A 13,498-nucleotide genomic window follows, 5' to 3' on the forward strand; every position below is an offset into this window, starting at 1 on the left:
CCGTGAGCACCGCGGAGCCCCGGGGCTCCGCATTCGCCGGGCTCGCTCTCTGCCCGGCGGTCGGATTCGCGCTTCCTCCCGGGCAGGCCGGGCCCGTCTTCGGGCAGGACGTCTGGGACTTCAGTCAGGTCACTGGGCTCCCCGCCTATATGAAGACGGCTGATCGAATCCTGGACTTCACTCCGATCCGCAACCCGCTCTGGCGGGTGGTCGCCAAGGAGTACGTCGCGGCCCTGATGCTCCCGGGCCATGAGCGGGTCCGGGAACTCCCAAAAGCCGTCCGCACACGCCATACCGTGCAGACGTGCAACCTGAAGCTGAAGGAGACCGCTCGGTGGCTGAACTGGCTCACCAGCCACGGCATCTCCCGACTCGGAGACGTAACGGAGTACCACTGCACCGCCTACGTGGCGGAACGCGCGCGACGTCTCGACAAGAAGGGCGAGGTGATCGGACAGCAGAGCCCGACCATGGCCAGGGCCGCGAACGTTGTCATCGAACTGGCTCACTACCAGGAGCTCTTCAGTACCGACCGCTACCCAGTTGACCTGCAGCCCTTCGGCGGGCGAGCCGCGTCGACGGTCGCGGGCCTCCGCAGGACCAGAAACGGGGAGAACTCCACCCCCGTCATCCCCGACGAGGTCCTGCAGCCGTTGCTCAGTGCCGCGCTCTACATGGTGCAGATCCTCGCCCCGCACATCCTCGCGCTGCGTGACCAGGTCCGTGACCTTCAGCAGCTGGCCCCGAGTCCAGAACCACGCGTCCGAGGCGTGGCCGTACTGGAGGAAGTCGTACGCCGTCGGATCGCCGAGACCCGGCCCCTCGACCGGCTTCCGCAGGGACGTATCACCCTGCGTCTGTCCAAGGGCACGTTCGCGCCGGACGATCCACTCCTGCAAGTGTCACTCGACTCGCTCGCCCGTGAAGCGGGACGCTCCGGCTTCGACTACCGCCACCTACCGGCGCTGCGTCCCGTGCTCCTGCGGGCCCTGGACGCGGTGGGAGTCGAGCAGCCATGGGGCCGGGACGCTGTTGAGGTCATCCGGGCGGACGAACAGGGCGAGATCCCGTGGACGGTCCCGATTCCCGAAGATCAGGTCCGGACTCTGGAGCGTCAGCTGCGGACGGCATGCATCATCGTCACCGCGTCGGTCTCCGGGATGAGGATCAGCGAGATCGCCGAGCTTGCCGTGGGCTGCCGTCTGACCGAGGAGCCGGTCCCGGGCATGGTTCGCTATCGCCTGGCGAGCAAGGTGATCAAGGGACAGCCGCTGGGCGGCACGGATGACGAGTGGATCGTCACGGAAGAGGTCCACCACGCCGTCAAGGTCGCCGAGGATCTCATGGGCTCAGAGGAACCAGGAACCCTGTTGTTCGGGAACTTCGCCTTCAACCTGCTCTACGAACGGTTCTGTCGTTGGGTCAACGGCCCCAGTGGGCAAAGGCTCGGCCTGTCTCCGATCCCTGAGCACCAGGTCAGCCTGCGTATGTTCCGCAGGACGTTGGCCGTGGCCCTGGCCTACCGGCCCGGCGGAGTGCTCGCCACCAAGATCGCTTTGAAGCATGTGTCCGTGGCGACGACGGAGGGGTACGCGAATCGGCCCGGCGGCGCTCAGTCCCGGCTCCTGGCCGAGGTCACCGCGGAGGAACAGCAGCGCAACCTTGACCTGGTGCTTGCCGAATACCGTAAGCACCAACAGGGGATCCGGCCCTCCGGGCCAGGCGCGAGGGACCTCGTGATGTTCTTCGACTCGGTGGACAGCTCTCTGCACGAACAGATGGCGAAGGCCCCACACGTCGTGCTCAACGATCAGCAGATCCGCACCATGCTCTCCAAGCGGGCCTCGTCCCTCCACCTCGGCGTCGCCAACTACTGCTGGTTCACGGACCCGTCACGGGCACTCTGCCTGAAGCTCGCCCAGACTCCGAACGCCAAGAAGCCGCTGATCGGGATGTGCGACTCAACGCGCTGCCCGCAGGCCACCCACCACGCCTGCCATCGACCCGTCTGGGCCGAGCAACAGACAACCACCAAGGTCTTCCTGGGCAACCTCGGCCGCGGACACAGAGCCGAGCGTGAACGCCTGGAATCCGATCTTGCCCGCTGCGAGCACGTTCTCGCCGAAATCGATAGCACCGCCGGGAACGGAGCCTGACATGGGACGCATCACCGATCAGGACCGCCAGCACAACGAGACGGCGATCCGTGCCGCGATGGACCGGCTACTTGCCGGGGACCTACCCGAGGACAGCCGACGCGACATCAAAACCCTTGCCGCAATGGCCGGCGTCACCCGCACCGGCTTCTACCCGAAGAAGAACCGTGACGGCTCCTCCCGCCCCGGCCCCTACCAGCACCTCGCCGAGGAGTTCAGCCGCCGCCTGCTGGCCCTCGAAGCGGCCGGCCAGCTCGTCGACCCACGAGCCGCGCAGATCGATCGACTCCAAGCTCACGTGGGCGAACTCAAGGAACGGGTCGCCGAACGCAACATGCAGATCTCCGGGTTGACCGAGTTCAAGCAGCGAGCACTCTCTCGTATCGCTGCACAACACCAGGAGATTGAGCGCCTACGTGCTCAGATCGGAGCAGGAAGCAAGGTCACTCCGCTACCCAGGTGATCAACTCCAAGGGATGCCTGCGGAGGGCGGGCGGTCAGGCGTCGGGGTCGACTTCGGGGTGCGTGAACCGCACGGGCTTGCCCAGCGACCGGGCGTAGGTGATTTCGGCTCGGGTGCTGTCTCCGATGTAGTCGCCGACTACGAGTGCCTCATCAGCGAGCCGGATCTTCGCCCGGTGTAGATCGTCGAGTCGAACCTTCAGTGTCTCGGCCTCGACAGGATCGGACCAAAGTTCGTGCGGCGACTTCATGTCGCAACCCGGCTTGACGACAATCCTTCCGGCTTTGGTCTCCCGCAGATCGGCCTCGGTCATCTCGGTCATGAAACGGGTGGAGCCGCAGATCACGACGATACGCGGGAGGCTCAACTGGCTCTTCGCGTCGGCGAGTTTCCCCTCGGGGGTGAGCGGTTGCAGGTATGACACTGGTTCCTCCTGGTGGGGTGGTCCAAGGGGTGCCGGCGGAGACGAGAACGAGGGTGTCCAAGATCGTTGGGCAGCTCGACCTCGAACGGTACCGAGGGCGCACACCCGGAGGGGTTATAGCACGCGTCATGCAAAGCATCCTCGCGCTGACCGCCGCGATCTGGCACAACGACGCCACCGGACCAAACTTCCTGCGCTCACTGATCGCTTACGATCACTGGCCCCTTGGAATAGATCATCTAGCCGGCCGCCGCGGGCAGCTCCGGCGCGGCCGTTCAGGCTGCGGCTTCGCCGGAGGCCTCGTCGTCGTTCCGGGCGCCCCGTCTGTAAGGCGGGATCTCGATGACACGCCCGTCGCGGAGGGTCCTCGTGTGCTTCTTCACGCCGTGCTCGACTGGGGAGCTTCGCGGCTTGCCGGAGGCGGAGTCCGACTCAGTCTCCTTGACCTCGGTGAAGTCCTCGGCGTCTGCGACGGGGGCGTCCTCGGTGTCCTCGTCACGCTGAGCGAGCTGCTCAAGGGTTGTCTTGGTAACCACGGCGCCGACGGCTATGAGGACGCTCCCGGCGGCGATGAGCTTGCCCTTGTGCCTCTCGGCCAGGGCCTTCGCCTTCTCGGTCACGGACCTGGGCTTGCTGTTCTCGGGCTTCCCGTCCTCGGGCATGGAGTCGCTCACGGGCACAGATCTATCGGACTTGTCCCTGATCTGTCAGGTGTTCCCCCGATTTCGGATCGGGGGAACATTGGGCCCATGGAGCCCCCCATCGTCCAAGAGGTGATCCGTGAGTGCCTGGCCGCCAACCCTCGGTTGCCGAGCAGCGCGAGGGGCGGCTGCCTAGGGCCTGTCCGGCGAATCCCTACCGAAGCGTTGTCCCGCTACGGCAGGAAGCACCACCAGACAATGCCATAGGGTTCCCGCATGCATTTGGACGAGGGCCGCAGAGCAGCCAAGGACGAGGACTGGGTGGCCGCAGGGAACGCCTTCGTGCAGGCTGCAAAACAGGGCAGTGCGGAGGGTGCCAGGCTTGCAACTCAAGTAACAGTCGAGCTCCTTCCATTGGCAGATGGCGGATCAGCGGACGCCGCCGTGTTGCTTGCCGGGATCTATCTGGAGTACTTCAATGAATCGGCCCTCCCCAGGGCCGTGCACTATGCCCGTGCAGCGGCCGAGGCCGGGCTCCCTGCAGGACAACGCATCTATGGACACATGCTGGTAAGGGGGCTCGGTATCAAACCGGACCGCACGCGTGCCGCCGAGCTGTTCCGAGCTGCCGCCGAAGGCGGGGACACGTACGCCATATTCAACCTTGCCCAACTGACAATTGATCCCACCGAATCTCTGCGGCTTCTCGAGACGGCCGCACGCAAGGGGATCGTCGCTGCTGGTGCCATCCTCGCCGACCGACTGTCGGCGCTGGACCGGGACGAGGAGGCTCTGGGCTGGTACGTCTGGGCGGCCGAGCGCGGACTGACCGGGGCGATGAAGGCCGCCGCCTGCTGGTACCGCGACGGCCTCGGCACCACTCCGGATCCGGTACAGGCAGTGCGCTGGTTCCTCGTCATGCTCGCGCACGGCGACGGAGACGGCATTCACGAGGCGATACAGATGGCGAAGGCCGGGGCCCTGGACGAGGCACAGATCCGCGAAGCTGCACGGCTCTCCGGCGATCCTGGGACAGCGGATGCCCTGATCGGTGCAGCTTCGGGCCGCGGTCGTACCTGACGCAGTGCCCATAAGCTTGATCCGCCGGACATGGCCTAGTACTCCAGCCGGACTTCTTCATTCGTGCTGGTTAACGGCTGGTTGCAGCAGCGCGGCGGGAGGGGATGCGCGGATGGTGTCCGCTCGCGAAGCCTGATCACAACCGTCACGCAGGCTGTCCTCAGCACCTCCGCAAGCCTCCTCAGGAAAGCGCCTCGGCCATCGCCGCCGTGACATGGGCGGCCGTGGCTGCGTCCGAGGTTGCCACGCGGACCGCGAGTGCGACGGTGTCGCCCTTCTCGGTCCGGGCATAGGTGAGGGACCAGGAGGATGGGGTTCCGTCACCGGCGTCGGTCGGCGCCCATTCCTTCTTCCCCCGCACCGCGGGGAGCAGCAGGCCCGCCGTGGCTGCCGGGACACTCTGCGTGACCAGCCCCTCCTCGTCCTCGGCAACCAGGTGCGGGCCCTTCAGCAGGCCGCGGTTGGCGAGGGCCGCCGTCACCCTGGCCAGTTGGAGCGGGGTGACGGTGATGTCCCCGTTGCCGTAGCTCCCGTACCTGCTCTCTGTAACCCGGTTCGGGACCAAAAGCTCGTCATCGCCGAAGCCGAACGCGCCTGCGGTATCGCGAAGTTTTTCCTCGCCCAGTTCCGTGCCCAGCTTTGCGATGTTCTCGTTGCAGGACCTGGCCAGGGCCTCACGGATGGTGGCGTTCGCGCACTCACCCGAGCCGCCACGCGTGGGCTCGTCCACCGTGTCGTACAGGCCGTGGTCCAGAGCCGCCGCGGCTATCACGATGTCGAAGGTCTCGCCGGGCGCGGTCGCCTCAAGCAGTGCCCGGTTGAGCATGGGCCTGTTCTTGTCGTCGCCCGCCTTCCGCCAGGCATCTTGGTCCTTGGGAAAGTTGCCGCTGAACGCCGCCGGGTCGTAGGAAGGCGTGCTCACGACAGCCAGCAGTGCCCCTGTCCTGGCATTCAGCGCGACCGCCGCCCCACGCCGCTCACCGAGCGCCTCGAAGGCTGCCTTCTGCACCTCCGGATCAATGGTGGTTTCTACGTCGCCCTTGCGGTGGGTCAAGGTGTCCTCGTAGATGGACTCCAGCCCCGCGGCGCCGAAGGCGAGCGACCGATAGCCGGTCACGGGTGCATACAACGCGCCTTCTGTGTAGGTGCGTTGATATGGAATCTTCTTGTTCCCGCTCGGCTTGGACCCTGTGACGGGCCTGCCGGCGACGAGAATGTCGCCGTACCCGCCAGGGGTGTTACCCGAACTCGGCTTCACCTTGCTCTCGGTGGGCGAGTCCGTGCCACCAGCACAACCGGCCAGCAGCACGAGGAGCCAGGGCACGACAAGGGAACGCTTGATGAGCGACGGCATGAGCACACTCTAGACAGCACCGCGGTCGGCGGGGTGGAGAAGTCCGGCTGGAGTACTAGTCGGTGACACCCAGCGCTGCGCGCGCACAGCGGACGAATTCGTCCATGGCCTCGTTGTGCTCCCGCCAGGACTGCTCAAGCAAGGGGCCGATCTCAGGCTCCAAGCCGTCGTTGAGCAGAGCCGACTTTCCCTCTGGGCTCAGATTAGGGATCCGGTCGAGAGCCGCTGACGCCGCATCGTGTGCATCCACCATGTTCGAGTCCTCGGCCTCGTACGCGGCGCGCCAAGCATCCAGGGCCTCCACGGCTCGACGAGCATCCTCGTACTCGGGCATCCAGACACGTACGCCCGTCAACTGCATGTGGGACCGGTACGCCTCACCTCGTTCGCGCGCAAGACGCTGAAGGTCTTGCGACGCATGCAGAACGCGGGAGGACACTGCGGTGAGGGAGGCGGGTGCGACAAGCTGGACCACCCCCCAGGCGTGGAGAAGTTCGTCGTATGCGGGCGTGGAAGCTCCCGCGTCGGGCTGCCGGAACAGCGAGTGCAGCACTCGGCCGAAGGCCCTGTCAGAGCGGATCAGGTTCGTCGCTGCGCTGATCCGCTGCTCGCGCAGAGCCGTGGCGTGGGCGGCGGCCGCAGCGTGGTCGGCCTGTTCGCGGACCGCTTGGAGGGTTGCTGCAGCAGCCGTAGTTGCTGCCTTCTCCGCAGCCTTGGCCTGCGCGTGGCCCCCACGGGCCTGGATCCAGGCTCCGAGCCAGACTCCGGCAAAGGCGAGCACGATGGGAAAGAGCCAGACTATGAGCGCCTGGTGCTCCTCAAGGAAGTCAGTCACGCACAGATCTTCCCCTGCAGAAGAGCACCGCCTGCTCCCTCTGCCTGAACTGCTGCTCCCCAGCGTCCGAACACCGAGCCACCCACCCCACTGCCCTCGCCCGTTCACGGACAGGTCTCGTCGTCCTTGACCACGTTGTCCACGGCGTCGAATGGTTCGCCATCGCCGGCGCCGCCGTCCTCCTCAACCGGATCGACGACTCTCTCGGGGCCGACGCGTGAGCGCCACGGCGATCACCGCCGACGCAGCCCGCTACACCACCCGCCGCCTCAAGACGAAGAGCAGGCAATCGGCTCCTGCAGCTGACGTCCCAGGGAATCCGCGTACGGTCGGCGGACAGCGGGCATTCGAGGTGACCTTCCTCACGCGCTACGGTCGTCGCCGCCTTCGAAAGGGACACGATGCGAGTCGTCATGGCAACACGGCCGGGCCTCTCCGCCCGCAACTGAAGCGACACGACCTGCGAGGGACACCACGACTGCGCGAACAACCGCCGGTGAGGTGGACCTCGTCGAAGCCGAGCGCCTCTCGCAGCTGGGCAAGGGCGGTACGGAAGGACTCGTCGGGGATGACGGGGGCGCTGAGGAAGTGGGCGCCATTCGAGCCGAGGTAGATCGACGTCCGTCCGGATCTACCTGCGGATGCGAAGGGGGCTGATCGGCGACCGGGGTTGTCCGCGCTGACAGGGGTTCCCTCGTTGTGGCAGAAGGTGCAGGTCAGGCCACAGGAGTCGATGACCTTCACACGTAGTGTCCGGTCCATCGAGATACGTAGGGGTACGTCGCTGCTGATCTGCCGTAAGGCATGGTGCTGGAACATGAGCCGCTGCTCCTTCGAGACGGGAGTGGTTCATGGCGCGAGGGGAGACGAAGAGGCGGCCGGGCACGAGGGCCGCCGCCTGCCGTCATGAGGTGACCGGCAGGTCCGGGGAGACCGCGGCAGACTTGTCGGCGCTGGCGGGCGTTGCTTCCTGCATCAGGTAGCCGAGGCAGGCCACGCAGATCAGCGAGCCCAGGGCCCAGACAGCGCCGAGAAGCGTGCCGAGCACGTCCCGTCCGGCGGACGGAGCGGGAACCAGGGACACCAAGCCCTGTAGTCCGGGACGGCAAAGCGCGTTGGGGGTCCTGTGGGGGCTGCGGTGGGGGGCACGTCGTCTCCTTGAGTGATGCCCGGAGAGGAGCCATGGCGTCCCGGACAGCAGCACGGAGGGCGTCGGCGTCGGTGAAGAGCGCGCCGTCGGCGGGGCCAATCCGCCAGTGCGGGCCGGGGCCCTGAACGCGCCCCGAGGGTGGGACGACAAGGTGCTGAGCCAAGCCGAGCGGACGGGTACCGGCGATGTCCCAGGAGTCCGCGGTGCCGGTCGGCACGAACCAGTAGAGAGCGGGTTTGTGCGGGTCCTCGATGACGGCGCCGTTGCGGGGGCCCAGCAGCTCCAGGGCACGTACGCCCGCACTGCGCGGGACGCGGATGGCGTCCCAGCACACACCGACGGCCTGGAGCGTGTAGCCGCCGACGGTATTTGAGGGCGGAACCGCCTTCTCTCGTGATCGTGTCATGACGTAGGGCTCCTAGCCGGATGGCTGGAATGTGGAGCTGCCATCGTCGCGATCGAGCAAGTCCTCTTCAAGGACTTACAGAGGTCACCTAGAGGACCTCAATAGGGCTTTGCTTCAGGCTTGTTGGTGATTATGAGCTCCATATGGGACCTTGCGTGGGACCCTCAGAACAGAGCCCGTCGCGTCACGGAGGTGCCCATGTCCCGCCCCATAGGCAACACTCGCCTGAAGGCCGCGCGTGTAGCGGCGGGGGGGCCTTGACCCCGAATTCTGGACACGGGTTATGCGGCTTGTGCCAGCGTAGTTGGTGTGTGGCGGAGGGCGTTTTCGAAGGTGATCGGTGGTCGTTGTCCGAGGCGGGAGTGTCGGCGTCGGGTGTTGTAGCGGTGGAGCCATCGGAAGGCGTCGAGTCGGGCCTCGCGCTCGGTCGGCCAGCTCTTTCGTCCTTGCAGGGTCTCGCGTTTGAAGGTCGCGTTGAAGGACTCGGCGAGTGCGTTGTCCGCGCTGGACCCGACCGCGCTCATACTTCGCCGCACCCCTGCTGACCTGCAGGCTTCGGCGAAACTCCTGCTCGTGTACTGGGCTCCGTGGTCGGTGTGCATGATCGATCCGGCAAGGCTGCCGCGGGTGCGGATCGCCGCGGCCAGGGCGTCGGTGACGAGATCCGCGCGCATGTGGTCGGCGATCGCCCAGCCGACGAGACGGCGCGATGCGAGGTCGATGACGGTCGCCAGGTAGCAGAACTTCCCGCCGGCGACGGGCAGGTAGGTGATGTCACCGACGTACTTCGTGTTCGGCTTGTCCGCGGTGAAGTCGCGGCCGATCAGGTCCGGGGCCTTGGCGCGGCCGGGTCAGAGACGGTGGTGCGGTGCCGGCGCCGCAACCGGATCCCTGGATCCCGGACGCCCGCATGATCCTGGCGACGCGCTTGTGGCTGACCGCGACACCGTTCTCCTCGCGGAGCTCGGCGGTGATCCTCGGGGCTCCGTAGGTGCCGTCCGATTCCTGGTGCACCGCCCGTATCCGGGCTGCCAGGCGGGCGTCGGCCACCTGCCGGGCGGCCCGGTCAGCGGCTGTCCGTTGCCAGTAGTAGAAGCTCGAGCGGCTGACGCCGAGGATCCTGCAGAGCCGCTTCACGCCGTGACGGCGCTGGAGGTCGGCGACACACTGGAAGCGGTTCACCAGCGCGTCTCCCCGGCGAAATACTTCGCCGCCTTCCGCAGGATCTCCCGTTCCTCCTCCAACTCGCGGACCTTCTTTCGCAAGGCGGCGTTCTCCGCCTCCAGCGGTACCGGCGGCTGGGCCGGTTCTTGCGTCCGTCGTCCTCGGGGACGGCTCACCCCGGCTGCCCTCACCCAGTTCCGCAGGGTCTCCGGGTTGATCCCCAGATCGGCCGCGACCGACCTGATCGTCGCTTCCGGCCGCGACTCGTACAGCGCGACCGCGTCCGCCTTGAACTCCGGCGGGTAGTTCTTCATGACCACGAGATGTCCGTTCTCAGATCCTCAGGATCCAGTGTCTCGTGTGTCCAGGATCAGGGGTCAAGGCCCGGGTACAACTCCCAACAGGCCCTGGCCGATGTCATTACGCGTACGGCTTCTCAACTAGGCATTCGGGGCTTGGCCGTTGGCGTCCGTCAGGTCCGGCGTTGGGAGTCCGCCAACCCGCCGTGGCCGCAGCCTGACGTCCGTCGCGTTCTCACTCATCTCCTGGGCCAGGACGTCGAGGACCTCGGCTTCACGGCCCCCTGGGGCGCCGGCCAGGGGCCGCAGGAAACCGGCCACACAGCTTCAACGGGCGCTCCCGTCCCCTGGATGCGCCTGCCCACAGTGCCCACACGGACCGTGCTCATCACACAGCCGGCCACCGTCAGTACAGACTTCGAGACCGTTACCCGCTCTCACCGACACCTCTACTGGTCTGTCGCCCCGGCCACCCTCCACCCGGCCGTCCTGGAACACTCACGGCTCGGCTGTGCCCTGCTCCCCGAAGTCACTTCGGCCACTCGCCCCCGTCTGGCGGCCGCGCTGGCGGAGACGTACCTCCTGGCCGGGCGCATCGAATTCTTCGACCTGCGCGAACCCGAGCAGGCCAGCGAGACCCTGCTCAGGGCCCTACAGGCAGCAGGAGAAGCGGACGATCCCCTCATGGGCGCTGCCGCCCTCGCCCACACCGCGTTCATCTCCGGCTGGGCCGAGGACCGCGATGCGGCGGTCGAGCGCATGGTCGCCGCCCGCGCCTACGCCCGCCGAGGCCCTGCCTCCGCCGAGTTCTGGGCCTGGCTCGACGCCGTTGAGGCCGAATGCGAGACCCGCTGCGGCAATACCCGCATCGCCTTGCACCTCATAGGCCACGCCGAAGACGTACTCGCCGACGGCTCGGAGCACACGACGCCCCCGTGGATGGACTGGTTCAGCCCTACCCGCCTGGCCGCATTCAAGGGAAACACCCAGCTCAAAGCCGGTCACATCCCGCAAGCCCGCGAAACACTCCTCCAGGTCCTCGAAGCGCTGCCACCCGAGTCAGACAAACAGCGCACCGTCGTCCTCGGCGACCTCGCCGCCGTCGAGGTCGCCGACAACAATCCGCAGCCGGCTTGTGCCTTCGTCGGCCAAGCCCTTGATCAGCTCGCCCTGACTTGGTACGCAACCGGCATGGACCGCATCCGCGAGGTCCGTCGCACCCTTGCTCCCTGGCAGAACGAGCAGTGCGTACGAACCCTCGACGACCGGCTCTACGATTGGGGAATGATAATTAGCGCTCTCCAGCGTTGAACTTCGCCACTCTCGCCGAAAGTTCAGCCAGAGAGTCGATCCGCATCGTCGTAATGGCGCCCGCATCCGGGGCGTCCTGCTGAATGGTCCCCCAGGGACCACGACAGATCAGCGCCGTCAAGAGTCCGGCCTGCACAGCGGGCCGGATGTCGTTGTCGAGCCGGTCACCCACGTACAGAATCTCCCCGGCCTCTGCCGGGGTCGCCTCGATGACGTGCTCGAAGAACGCCACGTCCGGCTTGGAGGCACCCCAGTCGTCGCTGGTAGCGATCATGTCGGCGGGCAGATCGAGCCCGCGCAGCAGCCCGCCTGCGCGCACGGTCTGGTTTCCTGCGATCCCCACCCAGAGCCCGTCCCGGCGCAGCTCCTCCAATGAAGGCCGTACGTCCGCGTACAAATCGCCCTCCCCGAACCACTCGGGCAGCCCGGCATCGGCCCGCTTCTGCCGCTCCTCGGTCAGATCGAAGCCGGGCCGGAAGACCTGGAACGTCTCCCGATAGTCCCGGCCCTGCGCGATGACAGCCCCGAACATCGCCGCGAACGTGTGCCGCGGCACCCCCAACCAGTCCGCCCACGTCCCGTATTCACGGGTCTCGTCCACCAAGCACTCACCGACGTCGAATACCACTGCGCGAATCATGGGCGGCAGCGTAGAACATAGGAGTGACAGAGGGGACGAAGACCATAAGGAACGGGACTGTAAATCGTTCGGTGTAACTCCCGATCATGGAAGATGCATCGATGACCAGCGACAACGTGACCGAGGCCAGGTCTGTCGAGCTACCTGATGCGGTGCCTTCGAAGCTCGCGGACGACCGGCTGATTGACGAGCTGGTGGGCCGGGCTCAGGCCGAGGGCCTTCAGCTGACCGGCGAGGGCGGGCTGCTCCAGCAGCTGACCAAGCGGCTCCTGGAGTCCGCTCTCGAGGGCGAGATCACCGACCACCTCGGCTATGACGAACACGATCCCGCCGCAAAGAACGGCGACAACAGCCGCAATGGCACCCGCGCCAAGACCGTGCTCACCGACGTCGGACCGGTGGAGACATCCGTGCCACGCGACCGCGAGGGCTCCTTTGAACCGAAGATCGTCAAGAATCGGCAGAAGCGTCTGTCCGGCGTGGACGAGATGGTCACCTCGCTCGCGGCGAAGGGCCTCACCACCGGCGAGGTCCAAGCCCACCTCGCCGAGGTCCACGGCGCTGAAGTGTCCCGCCAGACCATCTCCACAATCACCGACAAGGTCCTCGACGGCATGGCCGAATGGCAGAACCGGCCCCTGGACGCCGTCCACCCGGTGGTATTCATCGACGCCATCCACGTGAAGATCGCGACGGCGCGGTCGCCGACAGGCCCGTCCACGTGGCCCGGGCCGTCACAACCGAGCAACGGCGCGACATCCTCGGGCTGTGGGCCGGCGACGGAGGCGAGGGTGCCAAGCACTGGATGCAGATCCTCACCGAGATCAAGAACCGCGGCGTGAACGATGTCCTCATGTTCGTCTGCGACGGAGTCAAGAGGCTGCCCGAAGCAGTCGGGACGGTCTGGCCGAAGACGATTGTCCAGACCTGTGTGGTCCACCTGCTGCGGAACTCCTTCCGCTATGCGGCCCGCCAGGACCGGGACAAGATCGCGAAGGTCCTCAAGCCCGTCCATACCGCAGCGACCGATGACGCGGCCCTTGAGCGGTTCGCCGAGTTCGCCGACGCCTGGGGCAAGAAGTATCCGGCGATCGTGCGGCTCCGGGAGAACGCGTGGGAGGAGTTCATTTCCGTTCCTGCGTTTCGATACCGAGATCCGTCGCATCGTCTGCACCACCAACGCGATCAAGTCCGTCAACGCCAGGATCCGCCGGGCGGTCAAGGCCCGCGGCCACTTCCCCAACGAGCAGGCCGCACTGAAGTGCATCTACATGGCGATCATGTCCCTCGACCCCACCGGCAAGGGCCAGGCCCGCTGGTAACCCTCAACAACCCGAGTTACAACGCTCGTTTGACAGGCCCCCACGAAGCGACCGCCTGGTCGCACCACGCACACCCCCCACGCTGCTTGACACCAAACGACATGGGGCGTCTGACCAGATGAAACGGAGAACCCGGACCGCTTCGGCGGCCGGGTTCTTCGGTATGTCCGGGTCTCAGTTCCAGGCTCGCCCGTCTCAGGCATTCGCGATATCTCGCACGGCGTGCCAGGGTCGTCCACACTCCATCCTCGTC

The 13,498-nt window shown here is 66.5% G+C and carries 10 protein-coding genes and 3 pseudogenes; 6 read left to right on the top strand and 7 right to left on the bottom strand.

What is annotated here, in order from left to right:
* The first annotated feature begins 2 nt into the window (after window positions 1-2).
* Both RLT58_RS16900 and RLT58_RS16905 read left to right on the top strand, forming a co-directional pair.
* Window positions 3-2,156: a site-specific integrase gene (locus RLT58_RS16900; RefSeq protein WP_311311210.1), complete on the top strand. Its 2,154-nt coding sequence runs from the start codon at window positions 3-5 to the stop codon at window positions 2,154-2,156.
* A 1-nt stretch (window position 2,157) separates the two neighbouring features.
* Window positions 2,158-2,619, top strand: a complete 462-nt coding sequence (locus tag RLT58_RS16905; protein WP_311311211.1) for a hypothetical protein — start codon at window positions 2,158-2,160, stop codon at window positions 2,617-2,619.
* 34 nt (window positions 2,620-2,653) lie between these two features.
* Here the strand turns inward: RLT58_RS16905 and RLT58_RS16910 are convergent, their stop codons facing one another.
* Window positions 2,654-3,043 (bottom strand): hypothetical protein, encoded by a 390-nt coding sequence (locus RLT58_RS16910; RefSeq protein WP_311311212.1) that lies wholly within the window; start codon window positions 3,041-3,043, stop codon window positions 2,654-2,656.
* A 68-nt stretch (window positions 3,044-3,111) separates the two neighbouring features.
* Between RLT58_RS16910 and RLT58_RS16915 the strand changes: the two are divergent.
* Window positions 3,112-3,261, top strand: a pseudogene (locus tag RLT58_RS16915) (IS982 family transposase); the annotation flags it as partial.
* Window positions 3,262-3,318: 57 nt separating this feature from the next.
* On the opposite strand, the gene RLT58_RS16920 reads toward RLT58_RS16915, so the two are convergent.
* A complete protein-coding gene (locus RLT58_RS16920; RefSeq protein ID WP_311314753.1) occupies window positions 3,319-3,717 on the bottom strand; it encodes a hypothetical protein in 399 nt (132 codons plus the stop codon).
* Window positions 3,718-3,960: 243 nt separating this feature from the next.
* Between RLT58_RS16920 and RLT58_RS16925 the strand changes: the two genes are divergently transcribed.
* Entirely contained in the window at window positions 3,961-4,764 is an 804-nt protein-coding gene (locus tag RLT58_RS16925; protein ID WP_311311213.1) for a tetratricopeptide repeat protein, read from the top strand.
* 181 nt (window positions 4,765-4,945) lie between these two features.
* Here the strand turns inward: RLT58_RS16925 and RLT58_RS16930 are convergent, their stop codons facing one another.
* The 4 genes and pseudogenes from RLT58_RS16930 to RLT58_RS16945 all read right to left on the bottom strand — a co-directional run bounded on the left by RLT58_RS16930 (window position 4,946) and on the right by RLT58_RS16945 (window position 9,993).
* Window positions 4,946-6,118, bottom strand: a complete 1,173-nt coding sequence (locus tag RLT58_RS16930) for a penicillin-binding transpeptidase domain-containing protein (protein ID WP_311311214.1) — start codon at window positions 6,116-6,118, stop codon at window positions 4,946-4,948.
* Between the two features lie 55 nt (window positions 6,119-6,173).
* Window positions 6,174-6,953: a hypothetical protein gene (locus RLT58_RS16935; protein WP_311311215.1), complete on the bottom strand. Its 780-nt coding sequence runs from the start codon at window positions 6,951-6,953 to the stop codon at window positions 6,174-6,176.
* Window positions 6,954-7,857: 904 nt separating this feature from the next.
* On the bottom strand, window positions 7,858-8,037 hold the full coding sequence (locus RLT58_RS16940) for a hypothetical protein (RefSeq protein WP_311311216.1): 180 nt from the start codon (window positions 8,035-8,037) through the stop codon (window positions 7,858-7,860).
* Window positions 8,038-8,790: 753 nt separating this feature from the next.
* Window positions 8,791-9,993: pseudogene (locus tag RLT58_RS16945) on the bottom strand (IS3 family transposase).
* 3 nt (window positions 9,994-9,996) lie between these two features.
* On the opposite strand from RLT58_RS16945, the gene RLT58_RS16950 reads away from it, so the two are divergent.
* A complete protein-coding gene (locus tag RLT58_RS16950) occupies window positions 9,997-11,283 on the top strand; it encodes an NsdA family TPR-like regulatory protein (protein ID WP_311311217.1) in 1,287 nt (428 codons plus the stop codon).
* Here RLT58_RS16950 and RLT58_RS16955 read toward each other — a convergent pair.
* The gene (locus RLT58_RS16955) at window positions 11,264-11,923 is read right to left on the bottom strand and encodes an HAD family hydrolase (RefSeq protein ID WP_311311218.1); all 660 of its coding nucleotides are present in this window, start codon (window positions 11,921-11,923) and stop codon (window positions 11,264-11,266) included. The two genes, RLT58_RS16950 and RLT58_RS16955, sit on opposite strands and share 20 nt — an antisense overlap.
* Before the next feature lie 101 nt (window positions 11,924-12,024).
* Between RLT58_RS16955 and RLT58_RS16960 the strand changes: the two are divergent.
* Window positions 12,025-13,242 (top strand): annotated as a pseudogene (locus RLT58_RS16960) (IS256 family transposase); the annotation flags it as partial.
* Between the last annotated feature and the right edge of the window lie 256 nt (window positions 13,243-13,498).

This window comes from Streptomyces sp. ITFR-16, from assembly GCF_031844705.1.
Lineage (GTDB): Bacteria > Actinomycetota > Actinomycetes > Streptomycetales > Streptomycetaceae > Streptomyces.